Annotated in this window: 18 protein-coding genes; 5 read left to right on the top strand and 13 right to left on the bottom strand. The window is 39.5% G+C overall.

Annotated features, from left to right (window positions below):
- Positions 1 to 5 precede the first annotated feature (5 nt).
- The 6 genes from menC to menB are packed head-to-tail and all read right to left on the bottom strand — an operon-like array spanning position 6 to position 7,350.
- Positions 6 to 1,109 carry an o-succinylbenzoate synthase gene (menC, locus tag IGM13_RS01670; RefSeq protein ID WP_002419214.1) on the bottom strand — a complete coding sequence of 368 codons (1,104 nt, stop codon included), beginning with the start codon at positions 1,107 to 1,109 and terminating at the stop codon, positions 6 to 8.
- Entirely contained in the window at positions 1,110 to 1,934 is an 825-nt protein-coding gene (gene menH, locus IGM13_RS01665) for a 2-succinyl-6-hydroxy-2,4-cyclohexadiene-1-carboxylate synthase (RefSeq protein WP_002419215.1), read from the bottom strand.
- Positions 1,922 to 3,655 carry a 2-succinyl-5-enolpyruvyl-6-hydroxy-3-cyclohexene-1-carboxylic-acid synthase gene (menD, locus tag IGM13_RS01660; RefSeq protein WP_002383698.1) on the bottom strand — a complete coding sequence of 578 codons (1,734 nt, stop codon included), beginning with the start codon at positions 3,653 to 3,655 and terminating at the stop codon, positions 1,922 to 1,924. Before menD ends, menH begins: the two co-directional genes overlap by 13 nt.
- A complete protein-coding gene (locus tag IGM13_RS01655; protein ID WP_002419216.1) occupies positions 3,655 to 5,022 on the bottom strand; it encodes an isochorismate synthase in 1,368 nt (455 codons plus the stop codon). Before IGM13_RS01655 ends, menD begins: the two co-directional genes overlap by 1 nt.
- Positions 5,019 to 6,476 (bottom strand): o-succinylbenzoate--CoA ligase, encoded by a 1,458-nt coding sequence (locus IGM13_RS01650; protein ID WP_002419217.1) that lies wholly within the window; start codon positions 6,474 to 6,476, stop codon positions 5,019 to 5,021. The genes IGM13_RS01655 and IGM13_RS01650 overlap by 4 nt, the downstream gene beginning before the upstream one ends.
- 4 nt (positions 6,477 to 6,480) lie before the next feature.
- Positions 6,481 to 7,350, bottom strand: coding sequence for a 1,4-dihydroxy-2-naphthoyl-CoA synthase (gene menB, locus IGM13_RS01645; protein WP_002383695.1), 870 nt, complete (start codon positions 7,348 to 7,350; stop codon positions 6,481 to 6,483).
- A 110-nt stretch (positions 7,351 to 7,460) separates the two neighbouring features.
- Between menB and IGM13_RS01640 the strand changes: the two genes are divergently transcribed.
- Positions 7,461 to 7,841, top strand: coding sequence for a PaaI family thioesterase (locus IGM13_RS01640; protein ID WP_173958697.1), 381 nt, complete (start codon positions 7,461 to 7,463; stop codon positions 7,839 to 7,841).
- A 69-nt stretch (positions 7,842 to 7,910) separates the two neighbouring features.
- Here IGM13_RS01640 and IGM13_RS01635 read toward each other — a convergent pair whose 3' ends face one another.
- Positions 7,911 to 8,522 carry a LysM peptidoglycan-binding domain-containing protein gene (locus tag IGM13_RS01635; protein WP_048945170.1) on the bottom strand — a complete coding sequence of 204 codons (612 nt, stop codon included), beginning with the start codon at positions 8,520 to 8,522 and terminating at the stop codon, positions 7,911 to 7,913.
- An 817-nt stretch (positions 8,523 to 9,339) separates the two neighbouring features.
- Between IGM13_RS01635 and IGM13_RS01630 the strand changes: the two genes are divergently transcribed.
- Entirely contained in the window at positions 9,340 to 10,821 is a 1,482-nt protein-coding gene (locus tag IGM13_RS01630) for a peptide MFS transporter (protein WP_002383692.1), read from the top strand.
- Between the two features lie 105 nt (positions 10,822 to 10,926).
- A complete protein-coding gene (locus IGM13_RS01625; protein ID WP_002383691.1) occupies positions 10,927 to 11,127 on the top strand; it encodes a hypothetical protein in 201 nt (66 codons plus the stop codon).
- 59 nt (positions 11,128 to 11,186) lie between these two features.
- Here IGM13_RS01625 and IGM13_RS01620 read toward each other — a convergent pair whose 3' ends face one another.
- The 6 genes from IGM13_RS01620 to IGM13_RS01595 form a co-directional block, all read right to left on the bottom strand.
- The gene (locus IGM13_RS01620; protein ID WP_002355302.1) at positions 11,187 to 11,975 is read right to left on the bottom strand and encodes a gluconate 5-dehydrogenase; all 789 of its coding nucleotides are present in this window, start codon (positions 11,973 to 11,975) and stop codon (positions 11,187 to 11,189) included.
- A gap of 21 nt (positions 11,976 to 11,996) precedes the next feature.
- Positions 11,997 to 12,836 (bottom strand): 5-dehydro-4-deoxy-D-glucuronate isomerase, encoded by an 840-nt coding sequence (kduI, locus tag IGM13_RS01615; RefSeq protein WP_002355301.1) that lies wholly within the window; start codon positions 12,834 to 12,836, stop codon positions 11,997 to 11,999.
- A gap of 12 nt (positions 12,837 to 12,848) precedes the next feature.
- Positions 12,849 to 13,856 carry a sugar kinase gene (locus IGM13_RS01610; RefSeq protein ID WP_002419219.1) on the bottom strand — a complete coding sequence of 336 codons (1,008 nt, stop codon included), beginning with the start codon at positions 13,854 to 13,856 and terminating at the stop codon, positions 12,849 to 12,851.
- 4 nt (positions 13,857 to 13,860) lie between these two features.
- Positions 13,861 to 14,508 carry a bifunctional 4-hydroxy-2-oxoglutarate aldolase/2-dehydro-3-deoxy-phosphogluconate aldolase gene (locus tag IGM13_RS01605; RefSeq protein WP_002397542.1) on the bottom strand — a complete coding sequence of 216 codons (648 nt, stop codon included), beginning with the start codon at positions 14,506 to 14,508 and terminating at the stop codon, positions 13,861 to 13,863.
- Between the two features lie 160 nt (positions 14,509 to 14,668).
- A complete protein-coding gene (locus tag IGM13_RS01600; RefSeq protein WP_002355294.1) occupies positions 14,669 to 15,421 on the bottom strand; it encodes an IclR family transcriptional regulator in 753 nt (250 codons plus the stop codon).
- A 130-nt stretch (positions 15,422 to 15,551) separates the two neighbouring features.
- Positions 15,552 to 16,019: a MerR family transcriptional regulator gene (locus tag IGM13_RS01595; protein ID WP_002383688.1), complete on the bottom strand. Its 468-nt coding sequence runs from the start codon at positions 16,017 to 16,019 to the stop codon at positions 15,552 to 15,554.
- Positions 16,020 to 16,119: 100 nt separating this feature from the next.
- On the opposite strand from IGM13_RS01595, the gene IGM13_RS01590 reads away from it, so the two are divergent.
- Together IGM13_RS01590 and IGM13_RS01585 are read left to right on the top strand one after the other, a co-directional pair.
- Positions 16,120 to 17,637, top strand: a complete 1,518-nt coding sequence (locus tag IGM13_RS01590) for an MDR family MFS transporter (RefSeq protein ID WP_002419220.1) — start codon at positions 16,120 to 16,122, stop codon at positions 17,635 to 17,637.
- Positions 17,637 to 18,341, top strand: coding sequence for a DUF4811 domain-containing protein (locus tag IGM13_RS01585; RefSeq protein ID WP_002383685.1), 705 nt, complete (start codon positions 17,637 to 17,639; stop codon positions 18,339 to 18,341). Before IGM13_RS01590 ends, IGM13_RS01585 begins: the two co-directional genes overlap by 1 nt.
- Positions 18,342 to 18,350: the final 9 nt, after the last annotated feature.

The following is an 18,350-nucleotide window of genomic DNA, read 5'->3' as shown; positions in this document are numbered from 1 at the left end:
TATCATTACATGATTTTTTGATACTGACTGTATTTTAGCAAATTCGTCTGGGAAAGTGTAACACCAATACCAAGTCCCTGAGGCACAGTCATTGTCCCTTGCTCTAAAACAAAAGGTTCCGTGATGATATCTTCATAAAAATAGCGTTCCGTTGCTGAAATATCACCTGGAAAGGAAAAGGTAGGCTGTGACGCAAATTGCAAATTCAATGCGCGACCAACACCAGACTCAAACATACCACCTAACCAAACCAATAAATCATTTTCTTGGCAAAATGTGGCAATCTTCAACGCCTCGTGAATCCCACCTACACGAGGAATCTTCAAATTGATACTACGGCAACTGCCTAACGCTAAAGCCACTTGGCAGTCTTTGAGGCTGCGAATATTTTCATCCAAACAAATTCTTGTCTTCAGTTCTCTTTGTAATTGTGCGTGATCTAAAAAATCATCTGCAGCAAAAGGCTGTTCAATCATCGCTAATTGATAGTGATCTAAACGTTGCAATTGAGGCAAATCTGCCAATGTATACGCTGAATTGGCATCGACCATTAAAGGCAAGTTAGGAAAATGCTGACGAATCAAAGCAACGGGTTCCACATCATAACCGGGACGAATTTTCAGCTTCACTCGTTGATACCCTTTTTCTACAGCTAACTGAACTTGTTTAAGCAATTGAGGTAACTCTTCTTGAATCCCTAAACTAATCCCTACAGGAATTTTCCTCCGCGTTGGTCCAAAAAATTCAGTTAAACTCTTCTGTTGCCGTTTGGCATATAAATCCCAGATGGCAGTTTCTAACGCAGCTTTTCCCATCCAATGCCCTTTAACTTCTTCAAAAATCGTTGAAACCTCTTGCGGCTGTTCAATCGCTTCTGTTAAAAGTAACGGAATTAAATGCTGTTGGATGATGAAGCGTTCGGTTACCAACGTTTCTTGCACATAATCAGGTTGCTCAAAAGCCACTAATTCGCCAAACCCTTGATTTCCTTGCTCATCTGTTATTACAAATAGATCAAACGCTTTTTCTTCCAGGCGACCATAGCTCGTGACAAACGGCGTTTTTAAAGGCAAACGAACCTGATAGGTTTCAATTGATTGAATGTTCATTCAGATAGCTCCTTTCAATAACGCTGTCACCTTTTCATAGAAAATCGTTGATTGTTCCAAATGGATACAATGTCCTGCTTCAGGAAAAATTGTCAGCCTCAACAACGGTTGACGTGCCTGCATTTTTTTCGCAATCCCAATAAATTTTTGATCTTCGCCGCCTACCAATAAATCGGTAGGAATCGGCTGCAATTCTGCTAGACGTTCCCAGTAACTCTCTTGCGCTCCTGTACCCATATACCACAAACTACTAGCCAATCCAAAGGCCGATTGGCTCAAACGTTCCTGACGAATGGCCATTTGCTGTGCCACAGACAAGGCTTTTTGCGTTTGAAATAACGGTAATTCTTGCCAGAAATCAATAAAATCCACCAGCGGTTCCTCTAAGAGACGTTCCGCCAAACGATGATCTTGACAGATACGAGCCTGACGTTCTGCGGCGGTGGCCAAACCTGGTGATCCACTTTCCAATAAAAGCTGCTGTACCTTTTGTGGATAATGTAATGCAAAACCTAAAGCTGTTCGAGCGCCCATTGAATAGCCTAATAAACAAAAGCAAGGCAAATTTAGCGATTCGGTTAGTTCAGCAAGATCATGGCAAACCTGTTTCATGGTATAACGCTCTGGTGCTACCAAACTAGCAGTCGCGCCATGCCCAGGTAAATCAATGCCTAAAACGTTATAAGGTGTTTGACTGGGAAAAACAGCTGCAAACGTGGCTAACGTTCCTGTGAAACCATGTAAACAGACTAGTGTCGTTCGCTTTGCATCAAAAGGTGTTAACCATTGATAATGGTACTGCATCCCCCGAATTAACCGTTCCATGAAATCCCCTGTCTTTCTACTCGTCTACCAATTTCAGCTAAAATTGATTCGTACAAATGAACATTCTCTTGGCGATTTCCTTTGACTTCTATCACTTGAAATTGTGGTTCTTCAGCCGCTGTTTGTAAAATTTGCTTGAGCTCCGCGATTGTTTTGACTTCTTGATACGAAGCACCGTAAAGTTCAGCAACTAACGAGAAATCTAAATCAAGCGGTGTTCCAAATAAAGGCTCGAAATCGTCCTCACGTAAAGTTCGTTGAGATAGAAAAGAGAAAATCCCGCCACCATTGTTATTTAATAAAACAATTGTTAACGGCAACTGATAACGTTTAGCCAAAAATAAACCATTCATATCATGATATAGCGCTAAATCACCAATCAGTAAAACGTTTTGCTGTGTCGGTGCTACGGCACTCATCCCTAAAGCAGTTGAAACAATCCCATCAATCCCGTTGATGCCGCGATTTCCAAACATCCGATAAGGACGACTATCCATAAATCGATCTAAGTAGCGGATAGCCATACTATTAGATACAAATAACTGACCGTTCTCTTTCATCGTTTGGTGAACAGCTAAGCTGGCTGTTGTTTCATTTAATTCTGTCGCGTTCAGCGTTTCTAGAAGAACTTCAGAGACCGTTTTTTCCAGCAGGAGCCATTGTGCTAACCAAGTCGCTTCTGTTGGTTTGACAACCGTTAGCAGTTGTTCTACAAACGTGGTTTCCTTTGCCTGAATAACCGTTTGTGATTTTTTCAATTGCTCTTGCCATTGACCATTTTCGTCCACAAAATAAAAAGTAGTCTCTGTCGTTGTTAAGCGTTTCAACCATAACATGATGTTTTTAGAAATTGGCAGCGAACCAAAACGCACTACCACTTCTGGTTCTTGTGGCAAGGTCGTCACATTTAGAAACAGATCACTGTGTGCAATAACAACTTCACTATTTTGCCCATGTGTCACAATGTTTGCTAAAGGATCCGCTAGTAACGGCCATTGCAAAGCTTCGGCTAATTGAATAAATAACGCCGCTTCCTCCTCTGTATGACTGCCACCGACAACCAAGACGCCGTTTTTCTGGTACCATTGATCCGCTAAGTGTTGCACTTGTTCTGTAGAAAGGATTGATTGGCCAGCGAATAAAGCCGTTTGTTGAGAACTCTTTGTTTTTCTCTCTAAGTCAGGTAATAATGGTTCCCGCAAAGGAAAATTCAAATGAACAGGTGCAGCAGGCGTTTGTTGCGCGAATGCTGCTCCTTTAGCGCCTTGCCAATAGGCGTAATTCAACATCTCTTCTGTTGCTTCTGGCAAAGCCATTTCAACAAATAATTTCACATGATTTTGATACATTTGTAATTGGTCCATGGCTTGAGGAGCACCAACTTGACGTAACTCATGTGGCCGATCCGTTGTTAAAACAACTAAGGGTACATGGCTAATATTGGCTTCGCAAATTGCTGGATAATAGTTTGCAGCTGCTGTTCCAGAAGTACAAAGTAAGACCACTGGTTTTTGGCTCGCTTTACTTAATCCTAAAGCAAAAAAAGCAGCGGAACGTTCATCGACATCGACAAAAGTTTGGATTGCGGTTTCCCGATGAAGTAATAAAGCCAGTGGTGTGGAACGGGACCCTGGACTAATGACTGCTTGTTCAACCCCGCTATTTTTTAAGCCTTCAATAAAGGCCGTTAAATAATCGGTCATTGTTTCTTGATGATTCATTAAACCTGCCCTCCAATTCCTCGTAACATCGGTTGAAATTTTATTTTCGTTTCTTCTCTTTCTAGCTCTGCTTGGGAATCCGCAACAATACCACAACCTGCATAAAGAACGCCTTGCTGACCAGCAAAGACACCTGAACGCAAGGCCACAGCGAACTCGCCACTATCATCATTCCCTGAAATCCAACCGATTGGCGCACCATATAACCCACGACTCCCTGGCTCATATTGTCGAATCCATTCGACTGCCAACTCTTTGGGCTCACCGCCTAAAGCTGGCGTTGGGTGTAGCTGCATCACACTTTCCAAAAACGAAATTCCCGGTTTACGTTGACCTGAGATTGGCACATAAAGATGTTGTACATCTCGATTTTCCAAAATAATGGGTGCTTGAATACTGTTTTCAGAAGTCGTCATCTTCGCCAACTCTTTCGCTAAACGTTCCACCACAATTTGGTGTTCTCCGGTATTTTTGCGGTCTTGTAAAAGTTGTGCTCCTAAAGTTTTCGTTTCTTCTGGTGTTTGACCCGTTTTAATGGTTCCTGCAATACAAGCGGTCGCAAACGCTTCTTTAGTACCCAACAGAAGTCGTTCTGGTGTTGCACCAATGAAACTTGTGTCGTTGGCTTCCAAAGCAAACAAATACGTATTTTGTTGTTGTGCCATTAAATTAACGAGCACTTGGTTACTTCGAATTTTTTCAGGACTGCTCACAGCAAGTTGTCGAGCCAAAACCACTTTTTTTAAAGGGCCATCTTCTCTTAAGACTGCTACGGTTTCGTTAACAGCTTGTAGCCATTCAGTCACGGCAACTTCTTCCTTGTCAATCTTTGTTTCCGCTACAGCTGGCAATTCCTCACAGGTAGCTAACAAGCGATCAAACTGAGCCACCAAAGTCGACCAACGTTCCTCGACTTCTTGTTCACTAGAACCTGAAAAGTTCAGCGTTCCATAAATACGTGTACCTGAAAAAGTAAATAGAATACTTGGTAGATAAAACCAACCTTCCCCTAACTCTCCCCAGGCCTCAGTAGGCGTTTGTTCTGTATCAAAAGGCAAACCGCCAAACAGAAGAGCCCCCGTACCAGAAATAGACATATTTTGAAAACGAGTTGCCGCCTCTTTTTTTAAAAAGTTGTTCAATTGATGCGTTTCTGTTTCTGCGCCTTTTAAGATAGTTTCATATCCGAAGCCAACCAAAGCAAAATCTTTTTTCGGCGTTTGCCAAAAAAAACGTTCTCCTTGGTATGCCTTTTCACCAGCGGCAAAAATTGCCAAGGCTGTTTGTTCTGTTTCTAATGGAAAAACCCAACTGAACTGACGGGCATTCTTCTGATAGGCTTGTCGTAATTCATCAGGCAATTTCATCTGATTAAAAACGCCTCTCTTTCTTCTGTCATGAAACGATGTTTGGCAATCTTTCCACTCGCTGTTTGCGGGAAAGAATGACAAAAATAAATGCGTTTCGGTCGTTTATATTTTGCCAGTTTTCGTGAACACTGGTCTTGAATTTGCGCTAAGGTGAGTTCTTGGTCACTAATCACATAAGCAACTGGGACGGCTCCCCATTGTGCATCTGGTTCTCCTACAACTGCCGCTGCTTTAATTCCTGTTATCGCCTGTAACACCTGTTCAACCTCAGTGGGGTAAATATTTTCACCACCAGAGATAATGAGTTCACTTAAACGACTAACCAAATACAGGTAACCTTGTGCATCTAAATAGCCCATGTCGCCTGTTTTAAACCAACCATCCGCTGTCCATTTTTCAGGTTGACGATGGTTAAGGTAACCTGAAACAACGTTTGGTCCCTTAAGTAAAATTTCTCCGACTTGCTTTTCTGGCTGTTCTTGTCCTAGTTCATCAACAATTTTGATCTGCATATCTTTTAACGGTTGCCCAGCAGAGCCGATTTTCAGTGCCGCATCTTCAAATTTCAAGGCAACAACTTGCGAACACGTTTCCGTCATCCCATAAGATTGAATGACTGGAATCCCTTTTTCCTCACACTGCGCTAATTTATCCGGTGCAATCGGTCCGCCACCCAATAGCATTCCTTTAAAGCTGGCGCTGTAGCCAGCCTCAGGATAGACAGACAATAATTGTTGCAACATTGTCGCAACCACTGAAATGACGGTTCCACGGCCTTCTTGTAAATCTTGTGTCACTTGCTGTTCATCAAATTTATCGTAAAGGCGAATACTACAACCTAAGACGAGTTGTCGAACAACAATCGACAATCCGCTAATATGAAATAATGGGACTGCACACAACCAACAATCTTCAGCAGTAATCCCCATATTTTCTTGAGTGCCTCTAGCACTGGCCAGATGATTTTTAAACCGTTGCAAGACCCCTTTAGGCTGTCCTGTAGTTCCTGATGTATACATAATAGAAGCCACCGACTCTAAGTCACTTGGCTGTTGAAACTCCTGATGTGAAAGACTATGCTGTTTTTTAATCATTGGCTGAACGTCGACAAAAGAAATTTCTTCTAACAAAGCCTGCGTTTCAGGCGCACCAATAATCGTTTTAACTTGCGCATCTTTTAACTGAAAAGTCAGTTCAGCAAGTGTCAAATGCGTATTTAAAAATAATAACTCTTTCCCCAATTCCCATAAGGCTAGAATTGAAAAATACAACTCTTTGCTGTTCTTACTGAATAAAGCCACACGTTTTTCTTCTGGTGCAAGCACCTGTTGATATGTGGCTACCCAATGGCTGACTTCTTGTTGCACTTCTAAAAACGTCCAAGATTCATCCTGAAAATAAAAAGCAGGATGATCGGGACGTTTTTGTACTTGTTTATTTAACCAAGTCATTGGTTTATGGGAATTTAGGGAATTGATCGAAATCTGGTGTCCGTTTTTCTTTAAATGCATCTCGGCCTTCTTGTGCTTCAGCCATTGTATAGTAAAGAAGTGTCGCATCACCAGCTAATTGTTGCACACCAGCCAAGCCATCTGTATCGGCATTTAAAGAGGCTTTAATCATCCGTAAAGCAATCGGGCTTTTGGTTAACATTTCTTCTGCCCACTCCATTGTCACATCTTCTACTTGATCCAATGGAACAACGGTATTAATCCAGCCCATATCTAAAGCTTCTTGGGCAGAATATTGTTTACACATAAACCAAACTTCTTTCGCTTTTTTATGGCCGATAACGCGCGCCAAGTAACCTGAGCCGTATCCACCATCAAAGCTACCGACATTTGGTCCTGTTTGCCCAAACTTAGCATTTTCAGCCGCAATTGTTAAATCACAAACTAATTGTAAAACATTGCCGCCGCCAATGGACCAGCCTTTCACCATTGCGATGACTGGTTTGGGAATGACACGGATTAACCGTTGTAAATCTAACACATTTAAACGTGGAATATTGTCTTCGCCAACGTAACCACCATTACCTCGAACTTTTTGATCGCCACCAGAACAGAATGCTTGGTCACCTGCGCCTGTTAAAATAATAACCCCGACATCTTCTTTATCACGACTAATGTTGAATGCATCAATCATTTCCATGACTGTTTTTGGTGTGAATGCGTTGTGAACATGCGGGCGGTTGATAGTAATTTTTGCTACTTTGCCTTCTTGCTCAAATAAAATTTCATCATATTCTTTAATTGTTGTCCAGTTTCTCATTAGGAAACCTCCTTCATTAATCTCATCTTTTCTATTATACACAAGAATCGGCACTTTAGAGAAAAAGTCGCTTGAATTTTAAGAAAAAACATGGCTATTTCAAATTTTCTTCATTCCTGTATAATAAATAAAAAACCTTTTATTCTCTCTTTTATTAGAAAGGACTGATTACTATTCATCTTTTAGAGTATTTAGGCATCACGATTCAACAGGTTTCTGCTGAGAAATGTCAGCTTACTTTAGCGATAAAAGACGTGCATAAACAACCCTATGGCCTTGTCCACGGGGGCTTAAACGGCGTCTTAATTGAAACTGCCTGTAGTTTAGGTGCGAACGAAAACGTTCCTGAAAACACTTTTGCTGTCGGCATAGACTTACAAGTAAATCATCTTCGTAGTGTCCATGATGGTAGCCTTACCGTGATTGCGACACCCGATCACTCGGGAAAGACCCTTCAAGTTTGGGAAGCAAAAATTTATAACGCAGACCACCAATTGACGAGCGTGGGGCGTTGTACCTTAACAAATCGACAAAAAAAACAGTAATCTTTACAGGTTACTGTTTTTTTGTTTATGGTTTTTAATAAGTAATTAGATTACTTCGTTTATTTAATTTTAGTACCAACCATTTGCTAACCAGAATGATTTAGCTGCATCCCATGAACCATAGCGACCTGCTACGTACTGATCTGCCACGCGTTCTTGGTTGGCAGGTGAATAGTCACCATTTAAATAAGAGGCAGATAATTGGTAACGACCGATATACTGACCGTTTGTTGCATCGTAAGAACCACTAGATTCACGTTGTGCGATCCACTCTTTTGCATCACTGCTTGCGGCAGGTGCTGCTGGTTGCGCTACTTCTTGAGCAACAGGTTGTTGTACTTCTTGTTGTACTGGTTGTGCAACAGGTTGTGCAACAGGTTGTTCAACTACTTGTTGAACTGGTGCAACTTCTACAGCTGGTGCTGGAGTATTAGCAACTTCTTTTTCTGAACGAATAACTAATTGTTCTCCTTCAAAAATTAAATCAAGGTTTGGCAATTTGTTATCAGAAGCAATTTTTTGAATTAAGCTATTGTCTCCTGCAAATTGATGAGAAATTGTTGATAAAGTATCTCCTGCTTTAACTGTATATAAGCTTTCTGCGTTTGCGTCTGTTCCTAAGAATAATCCTAAACCTGCGGCCAAAGTTGTTCCAAGTAAAATCGTTTTGATTGATTTCATGTATGTTTCTCCTTTGTAATTAAAAATATTTGATTGTTGCTCTTAGCTCTCGGCAACAACCACGTCTGCTTCGCTTTATCGAAACGACTTCACATACTTTATCATCGAATGGCCGGCCGTAGGTGAATATCTCGTGACAATTTATTACTAGAATGTCGGTTTTGTTACATTTTGTAATAAAAAGCTACTGGAAGCTTGATATTACCCTGTTTATATTTTGCGAAAAAAAGTTAAAAAAACAGGATTTTATTTTCTAGAAACCGTTTTCTAATCCTTGATTAGCCATTAAATGTCGGTTTTGTTACATTCGTTTCAGTCAAAAAGTAACAAAATGTTAAAGATACTAGACATGAGAATGTTTTTTTTAAAAACTCACGCCTAAAAAGAACAGGTGTTTTCTTTGAATTTTTTTATCATTCACTATTTTTATTTTTCCTTCTATTATATAGATAAATTTTTTGTCGTATTCGCTTTTTCGATTCTGAAAAAACACTAAGCACTTCCTATTGAAAAAAAAGAGTTAAACAAAAAAATCTTATATTTTGCTTGTTATTTATTCATTTTAATCTTATTCAAAAAAGGAACAGCTAAAGCAACTACGAAAACAAAGTATTGAAAATAAAGCAGAATAAATATTCATTTTTATTGTAATTCACGAATAAAAAACAAATAATCACTCGAACGCTTGTTATTTAAAAACGTAATCAGTTTTTTCTCTTTCTATTTTCCAATCTATGAGTAATAAAATATATGAATCTACATTTAAGTCATTTTATTATCAAATATTCTGAATATTATAAGAATTGGAGTTTTATCTATGAGTGACAAAGAACAACTTGAGAAATTAGACAAATCCTTTCTGGGACAACCGAAAGGACTAGCAACACTGTTCTTCACAGAAATGTGGGAACGTTTCAGTTACTACGGCATGCGTGCTATTCTAATGTATTACATTTACGATACCGTAGCCAATGGCGGTTTAGGTCTCCCCAAAGCAACTGCCTTAGCCATCATGTCCATTTATGGATCAATGGTTTTCATGTCCAGTATCATTGGCGGTTGGGTCTCTGACCGTGTCTTAGGTTCAAGGAAAACTGTTTTTATTGGTGGTTTGTTAATCATTGCTGGACATATTGTTCTCGCTACCCCATTTGGTGTCCCCGCCTTATTCGTTTCTATTATGTTAATTGTATTTGGGACTGGGATGTTAAAACCAAACGTTTCAGGGATGGTTGGCCATCTTTATTCAAAAACTGACTTACGTAGAGATGCAGGCTTCTCCATTTTTTACATGGGGATTAATATCGGAGCCTTAATCGCTCCCCTTGTTGTCGGAACTTTAGGACAAGAATATAATTATCATTTAGGCTTTTCCGTTGCTGCAGTAGGGATGTTCTTCGGGCTACTACAATATTATTTCCAAGGACGTAAATCTCTGGCTGGAATTGGTCAGGCCCCAACTAATCCAATGTCTAAAGAAGAGCAAAAGAAATTTGCTAAAGCATTTATGTTGGCAATTGTCGTTGCTTTACTTATTTTTGGTGGCGCCTATGTCACAGGACATTTAACAATTGATTTCTTTATTAATACCATCAGCGTGTTAGGAATCCTGTTACCTGTTTATTATTTCAGCAAAATGTTAACGTCTAAAGATGTCACTGCTGAAGAAAAACCAAAAGTTCTGGCTTACTTGCCATTATTCTTAGCAGCAATTGTTTTCTGGTCATTGGAAGAACAAGGTTCGTCTATTCTTGCTCTATTTGCAAATGAACGGACGCAAACGAGTTTGTTTGGCTTCCCGATTGCCGCTAGCTGGTTCCAATCATTAAATCCTGTATTCGTAGTTATTTTGACCCCTATTTTTGTTACATTATGGACAAAACTAGGTAAACGTCAACCATCAACAGTTGTGAAGTTTTCACTAGGGCTAGTCTTTGCTGGTCTTTCCTTCGTCCTATTAATGTTGCCAGGTATACTTTATGGTACCGAAGGACGGGTGAGTCCACTTTGGTTATTCTTTAGTTTCTTCATTATGATTGTCGGAGAAATGTGTTTATCTCCCGTTGGCTTATCGATTACTACAAAATTAGCACCGAAAGCTTTCGAAGCTCAAACCGTTGCTATTTGGTTATTAGCAGATGCCGCTTCACAAGCCATTAACGCTCAAATTGCTCGTTTCTATACACCTGGAACAGAGTCAGCATATTTTGGGATTGTCGGACTTGTAGCTGTCGTTGCTGGGATTCTCTTATTCATTGTGAAAAAACCAATCCAAAACTTAATGGGTGACGTCCGTTAAACCGTCAAAAAGTTGCCTTTCTCTTTTTTGAAAGGCAACTTTTTTATACAGCGTTTTGATAACGTTTTCATCAAGTGGTATACTAAATAGAAGGAGGACGAGGACATGCGTTACTTAATTGGCGGTATTTTTTTATTGATTAGTATCTGGCAATTCATTGTTACTGGACGGACATTTTCCTACTTAAAGAAAGAGAGCGGCAAAAGAACCTCACCATTTATTCTGTTAGGACTATGGAGTAGTTTAGTGTTTGCTATTATTTCATTTGCTGTGGCGATTGCTTCTTTCTTTTATGTGAGTTTTTAGTAGAAGGCTAGCCATAAGTAAAGGAGCGAGATTGCTAATCTCGCTCCTTTACTTATTTATTATGGTTGTTTTCCAATATAAGCTAAAATCCCACCATCAACATATAAGATATGTCCGTTAACAAAGTCAGAAGCGTTAGATGCTAAGAAAACTGCTGGGCCAGCTAAGTCTGCTGGTGTGCCCCAACGATTAGCAGGTGTTCGTCCCAAGATGAATTCGTTAAATGGATGCCCTGGTTCTCTTAATGGCGCCGTCTGTGGCGTTTCAATGTAGCCAGGTCCAATCCCATTACATTGAATATTATATTGTCCATATTCAGAAGCAATATTTTTCGTTAACATTTTTAGTCCGCCTTTTGCTGCCGCGTACGCACTAACTGTTTCACGACCTAGTTCACTCATCATTGAACAGATATTGATAATTTTGCCATGACCCTTTTCAATCATATCTGGAATAACCGCTTTTGCCATAATAAATGGCGCATTCAAGTCAACATCAATCACTTGACGGAACTCTTCTGCTGACATCTCCACCATTGGAATTCGTTTAATAATTCCCGCATTATTGACTAAAATATCAATAGAGCCGACTTCTTCTTTAATCTGAGCGACCATCGCTTGAACTTGCTCTTCATCAGTGACATCACACACATAACCACGTGCTTCAATCCCTGCGGCCCGATAATTTTCCAAGCCTTGTTCAACTGATTCAGGAGATAAGTTATTAAAAACAATTGTTGCTCCTGCTTCCGCTAGGGATTTCGCAATCTCAAAGCCAATCCCATAAACAGCACCTGTAATTAACGCTACTTTTCCATCTAATTGAAAATCATTCATTTTAAATTCCATGTTTTCTCCTCTTTCTTTAGTTTATTTTAATTGATCCATTGCAACCATATCCATGTCTGTGTACGTAATATTTTCTCCGCACATGGCCCAAATAAAGGAATAATTACTTGTACCAACCCCAGAATGAATTGACCAGCTTGGTGAAATGGCTGCTTGTTCATTACTCATTACTAAATGTTTCGTTTCATCTGGTTTACCCATCATGTGGAAAATCCGCGTATCTTCTTCCATATCAAAATAAACATACGCTTCCATACGACGTTCATGTGTATGACAAGGCATTGTATTCCAAGCGCTACCTGGTTCTAAAATGGTGTAGCCCATTTGTAACTGGCAACTTTCACAAACGTTCGGATGAATGTATTGGTAAATTTTACGTTGGTTCAATGTTAATGGATCACCCGTTTCCATTGGGGTAATTTCATCAATACTAATTTTTACGTTGGGATATTTATGATGTGCTGGAACACAACTAATGTAAAATTTTGCTGGATTATCAGGGTTTTCTGAAGAAAAACGAACATGTTTTGTTTCTTTCCCAATATAATAGCCATCTTGTTTTTTCATTGTTTCTTTGGCGCCATCAATTTCAATAAAGCCTGGTCCCCCAATATTAATAACTCCTAGTTCACGACGTTCTAAGAAATAATCAACTCCTAATTCCTTGTCCAAAATAATTTCTAATTCTTCTGTGGTCGGTGTCACACCACCAAAAATCATCCGATCATTATGTGTGTAGGTTAAGCTGATTGCACCTGGAATAAAAACTTTCTCTACTAAAAATTCATCTCTCAATTGTTCTGTTGAATAGTGACGGATATCCGCCGGACTATGTGTATAACGTGTTTCCATATTTTGCATAACTAAAATCTCCTATCTATTTATTTTTCCTGAGCCCGTTGCCAAAAAAGCAAGGACTTCTTTTTGACTAAATTGATTACAATCACCATGGACAGTATGTTTTAACGCACTAGCCGCTGTCGCAAAATCAATGCAGGTTTGTGGATCATAGGCAGCTAATAAACCATGTAAAACCCCACCAGCAAACGCATCACCGGCACCGACACGGTCAACAATCGGTTGTAATCGATGACATTTGGACGTATAATACGCACCTTTGTACCATAGCGTTCCGATTAATTCATTATCTGTCGCTGAGTGTACTTGACGTTTGGTTGAATAAAATACTTGAATGTTGGGATAACGTTCTTGCATTTTTCGGTAGTACCACGTTAATGCGTCTTCAAGTTCTTCCTCTGGTTCTGGAATCTCCAGTAAATAACGAGCATCTAATACCCCAGCTGAACAAATATCAACAAATGGAAGAATGGCCTTCAATGCCACGCTCGCTTCTTTCTGGGACCAAAGTTTCCCTCGATAATTAATGTCAAAACTTACTTGGCACCCTGCTTGCTTCGCTGCTTTAACTAGCGCAACCGTCATACTTTGCCAATTTTTTGATAACGCCGCTGTAATCCCTGAAATATGAAAGATCTCTACTCCTGAAAACAGCTCATGTAAGTCCCATTCCATTTCTTCGATTTGAGCAAAGCTTGAATAGGCGCGATCGTAGACAACACTGGCTGCTCGTTCTCCTGTACCAGTTTCCAAGTAATATGTTCCTAGGCGTGTTCCGCCAGTTCGTACAAATTCCGTTGAAACCCCATAACGACTTAAATGCTTTTTGGCGGCTTCTCCTAATGAATTATCGGGCACTTTACTAGCAAACGTCACTTGGTGGCCATAGTTCGCTAACGAAATCGCTACATTCGCTTCACCACCGCCGTAATGTACAGCGAAATTTTCTGTTTGTGCTACGCGTATTCCGACAGGCGTGGACAAACGCAACATGATTTCTCCCAATGTTACGACTTTCCCCATGTGCCTACACCCCTTTGATTGCTTGGAATTTTTCCATATAGGCTTGGGCAACCTCACGAACTTTTTCAAAATCCCCAGTTGCTGCTGGCGCTAACAGATTGCCACCAACACCGACGGCCGTCACACCTGCAGCAAACCACTCGGCCATATTTTCCAAACTGACACCACCCGTTGGCATAATATTTAACTGAGGCAATGGCGCTTTAAATGCCGAAATAACACTCGGTCCATAAACACTTCCCGGAAATAGTTTAATAATATCTGCTCCGCTTTTCAGTGCTTCTTTCATTTCTGTGATGGTCATACAGCCTGGCAAGTAGGGAACTTGATATAAATTGCAAATTTTAGCGGTTTCTTCATCGAAGCTTGGACTCACAATATATTCAGCCCCTGCTACAATAGCTAAACGAGCAGTCGTAGCATCCAAAACTGTCCCCGCACCAATGACTACGTCAGGATTTTCTTTGTATAACGCAACTAATTCCTGAATCACTTCTGTTGCTTGAGGAACAGTAAAGGTTAACTCAATCCCCCGCATACCGCCTGCTACAATAGCTTGACTAGCTTTTAGCGCTTCCTCTTTTGTCTTTCCGCGAACCACAGCAATCACGCCAGCATTTTCTAATTTTTGTAAAATTGATACTCGCTTCAACAGACTCCCTCATTTCTTATTTAGAAATATATATTTATTATAAAGAAATTCACAACTTCATTATACAGATAAAAAAAGAAAATGCAAACGTTTTTATAAAAATAAAAAAAGAAAGCCAAACAAAAATCTCAATCGACTTTTGTTTGGCTTTCTTTTTCTACTATAATTTCGCTTCAATCGCTGCTTTTGTTGCTAAAAGGGCTTGATTAATCGTCGTTTTATTTTCCTCTGTCAAACGATATTTCGGCATGCTTACACTAAAAGCACCCGCAATTTCGCCATCTTTCATTAAAGATACTCCGCTACAGAAAATATCTTGTTCAATTTCTTCATCATCGTAAGCAACCCCCGTTTGTTGCACTTGTTTTAATTCTTTTTTCAAACGCAAGGGATTGGTAATCGTATTTTCGGTATAGGGAATTAATGTCTGCGTATCTAAATATTGTTGCACTTGTTCTTCCGAAAATTCTGCTAAAACGGCTTTACCCATGGCCGAATTATACAAAGGTCGAGTAATTCCCACTTTCGAGGACATGCGAATCGTTTGATTTTTCGGTTCTAATTTATTGATATACAGAATTTCATTATTATTTAAAATCCCTAAATGAATGGTTTCATCGACCGTATTTTGAAGGTTTTCTAAATAAGGTACCGCAATTTCAGCTAAATCGATTTGCTCCACACTTTGATTCGCATAGCGAATCAATTTTGTTCCTAAGCGGTACGTCTTGTTCGTGTCTTTTTGAACATAGCCAATTAATGTTAAGGTTTCTAAAATTTTGATTGCCGTTGATGCCGTCATTTCGGTATTCTTTGCAATTTCCTGTAAGGTTTGATCGGGTTGTAAACTTAGACAGTCCATGATTTTAGCCGCTTTTAACAAGACTGTTCCGTAAGGTTTTGTTTCTTTCATCGAAACCCTCCTTTTCCATATAAGAAATTATATAGAAAAATAAAGAAATTGCAAGAAAAAAAGAACTCGAAGATTCATTCAGTAACGTTTTACTTTCACTTCAGGTCTTTCTCCCAGTCCTATTTCATTCTTATTTTCTTTTCTTTAACTCATCAGAAACATCTGCATCCTTAGGAATTAAAAGATACTCACTGACTTCTGTGGTTTCATTAAATACGACATATAATTTTTGTTCTTCATCGAAATCGCCCAAATCAATCGCTACGTAATTGGGACAAACTTCTGAGATACCATGAAACATTTGACTAAAGATTTTTTTCGTCATCCCCACATTACGATGCTGCTCTTCTGCTTTTTCCACCGCACTTTGTAACGTATATCCTTCATCTAAAAAACGCTTGATCCAATGCACTTTGACGACTGTATGTAACCGATATTTCCGTGGACCGTTTGCGTCTTTCGCAATAGAAGAAATATACCCTTTTTCTTCCCAATAACGAAGTTGACGTGGCGAAACTTCAGCAATTTCACTTAGTTCACTAATTCCTATCAACAAATTTTCTTCATTTAATAAACGCTGAATCATTTTTGACCACATTAGTTTAACTTCCTTTCCCTTATCCTTTCCTTAATTGTAGTTTTTTTTACACCTTTGTCAAGTAAGTTGACAAAGATTCTAATTAGTTGTAAAGTAGTTAATGCAATTTAATTTGAAACTTACAGAAAAAGGAGCGATATATGTGACTTCACAACAACCTGTGGATATTCACGGAAAACCTTATAACCGGTCGTTACTAGTCGGCGTTTTACTAATCGGAACATTTTGTACGATTTTAAACCAAACACTTTTAACGACGGCCTTACCTACATTAATGAAAGAATTTGATATCTCAGCTTCAAGTGTACAGTGGCTAACCACTGGATTCCTACTTGTGAACGGCATTATGATTCCCATCAGTGCTTGGTTGATTAACAAATTTAGTTCAAAAAAATTATACATAACAGCGATGTCAACGTTCTTAATCGGAACCATCATCTGTTTTGTAGCGCAAGACTTCGGCATGTTATTGACTGGACGTCTTGTTCAAGCCGCAGGGGTCGGCGTATCTATGCCTCTTTTACAAACAATTATGCTTTCAATTTTCCCGCCTGAAAAACGTGGCGCTGCCATGGGCACAACGGGAATTGTTATCGGATTAGCACCCGCTTTAGGTCCAACATTATCTGGTTGGATTATTGATTCTTATACATGGCGTGACCTTTTTGGGATGGTCATTCCAATTGTCGTTTTAGTCCTAATTTTGGCTTCATTCTTAATGAAAAATGTCATCCAATTATCTAATCCAAGTATCGATGTCTTATCGGTCATTCTTTCTACTCTCGGCTTTGGTAGCTTACTTTACGGCTTCTCAAGCGTTGGTGATAAAGGTTGGGGTAGCCCGCAAGTCTATGGATTCTTAATTGTTGGTGCGATTGTTTTATGTCTTTTTACATATCGACAATTGCATTTAGAACAACCTTTCTTAGAACTACGCGTTTTTAAATCAAAAGTCTTTACTGTTGCGGCCATTTTATCTGGCGTAACCAACATGGCAATGATTGGTGCCGAAATGGTTTTACCTTTGTATATCCAAAATATTCGTGGCGAATCTGCCTTCCATTCAGGGTTAATGCTTTTACCAGGAGCGTTAGTCATGGGACTTATGATGCCAGTAACTGGTCGCATTTTTGATAAAATTGGTGCCCGTCGTCTTGCGATTACCGGGATGTTTATTTTAACAGCTGCAACGTTACCGTTTGCTTTCTTAACAAAAGCAACACCTATTATTTATATCATTGTCCTATATGCGATTCGGATGTTTGGTATTTCGATGGTCATGATGCCTGTGACAACTTCTGGCATGAATGCTTTACCAATGAATTTATTAAGTCACGGAACTGCTGTAAACAACACCTTCCGACAAGTAGCCAGCTCAATTGGAACAGCTGTTTTGATTAGTGTTTTAACAAATGTTACCAAAGGCGGCTTACCTGCATCAGACTTATTAAAAACAGCCCCACTCGCTTATCGCGATCAAGCAACAAACGCAACATTAAACGGCTATCACGCAGCCTTCTTCGTGGCAACAATCTTTGGCGTTCTCGGCTTGGCGATTACTTTCTTCTTAAATAAAAAAGAAGCGATGCCGGTTAAGGAAGTAGGTGCAATGAAATAATGATTATTTTTCTTTTAATCCTTTGCGTGTTAGGCTTTGCCTACACAAATGTATTTGGCCGAAAAGTCTGGCATAAATTCTGTATGGTTATTTTTGGTTTAGGCTTCTTAGCTTCGTTAAGTCTTATCGTTTTAAACGATAAAGATCATTTTGGTATGACCGAAGTTACTCAGGACAAAACGTTTGAACTAAAAAGCAGTAGCGCAAGCAAAGATGGCCCCAACATGTTATTGTACCAGCCGTTGGGCGATGGTTCCGAAAAAGTTTATTTATATAACACACCAGATAAAAAGAAACTACAAAAAACAGGAACGGAAAACGTCACAAACACAGTTCAAAAAGATGCTCAAAAAGCCACATTAGTCCAAAAAACGACGAAATGGTCCTATCAAGAGTCTTGGGGCAAAACACTATTTGGCCTTGCTGACAACGATAACCAATTTGCAAAACAAGAAAACACCTTCAACGTTGCTAGTGACTGGCTAGTTTTAAGTGCTGATCAAGCCAAAAAATTAGGCGAATATATGGAACAACATGCCGCTGATATCAAAAAAGAAGGGACTGAAACAGTTGGCAAAAAAATGATGGCCGCTATGATGGCGAATCCATCAATGTCCCAAGAAGAACAAGCGAAACTCACCGAACAATATACCAAAGAGTTTCAACAAGAATTGATTCAGAAAATTCTTAGTGATATGAAATAAAAAAGCGAG

The sequence above is a fragment of the Enterococcus sp. DIV0561 genome (genome assembly GCF_050539875.1).
GTDB lineage: Bacteria > Bacillota > Bacilli > Lactobacillales > Enterococcaceae > Enterococcus > Enterococcus faecalis.
This window is presented reverse-complemented; position numbering and strand designations above follow the sequence as displayed.

What these genes read in the sequence shown, in the direction of transcription:
- menC (WP_002419214.1), bottom strand. Translation starts at nt 1,109, where the DNA reads ATGAACATTCAATCAATTGAAACCTATCAGGTTCGTTTGCCTTTAAAA.
- menH (WP_002419215.1), bottom strand. Translation starts at nt 1,934, where the DNA reads ATGGAACGGTTAATTCGGGGGATGCAGTACCATTATCAATGGTTAACA.
- menD (WP_002383698.1), bottom strand. Translation starts at nt 3,655, where the DNA reads ATGAATCATCAAGAAACAATGACCGATTATTTAACGGCCTTTATTGAA.
- IGM13_RS01655 (WP_002419216.1), bottom strand. Translation starts at nt 5,022, where the DNA reads ATGAAATTGCCTGATGAATTACGACAAGCCTATCAGAAGAATGCCCGT.
- IGM13_RS01650 (WP_002419217.1), bottom strand. Translation starts at nt 6,476, where the DNA reads ATGACTTGGTTAAATAAACAAGTACAAAAACGTCCCGATCATCCTGCT.
- IGM13_RS01635 (WP_048945170.1), bottom strand. Translation starts at nt 8,522, where the DNA reads ATGAAATCAATCAAAACGATTTTACTTGGAACAACTTTGGCCGCAGGT.
- IGM13_RS01630 (WP_002383692.1), top strand. Translation starts at nt 9,340, where the DNA reads ATGAGTGACAAAGAACAACTTGAGAAATTAGACAAATCCTTTCTGGGA.
- IGM13_RS01625 (WP_002383691.1), top strand. Translation starts at nt 10,927, where the DNA reads ATGCGTTACTTAATTGGCGGTATTTTTTTATTGATTAGTATCTGGCAA.
- IGM13_RS01620 (WP_002355302.1), bottom strand. Translation starts at nt 11,975, where the DNA reads ATGGAATTTAAAATGAATGATTTTCAATTAGATGGAAAAGTAGCGTTA.
- kduI (WP_002355301.1), bottom strand. Translation starts at nt 12,836, where the DNA reads ATGCAAAATATGGAAACACGTTATACACATAGTCCGGCGGATATCCGT.
- IGM13_RS01610 (WP_002419219.1), bottom strand. Translation starts at nt 13,856, where the DNA reads ATGGGGAAAGTCGTAACATTGGGAGAAATCATGTTGCGTTTGTCCACG.
- IGM13_RS01600 (WP_002355294.1), bottom strand. Translation starts at nt 15,421, where the DNA reads ATGAAAGAAACAAAACCTTACGGAACAGTCTTGTTAAAAGCGGCTAAA.
- IGM13_RS01595 (WP_002383688.1), bottom strand. Translation starts at nt 16,019, where the DNA reads ATGTGGTCAAAAATGATTCAGCGTTTATTAAATGAAGAAAATTTGTTG.
- IGM13_RS01590 (WP_002419220.1), top strand. Translation starts at nt 16,120, where the DNA reads ATGCAATTTAATTTGAAACTTACAGAAAAAGGAGCGATATATGTGACT.
- IGM13_RS01585 (WP_002383685.1), top strand. Translation starts at nt 17,637, where the DNA reads ATGATTATTTTTCTTTTAATCCTTTGCGTGTTAGGCTTTGCCTACACA.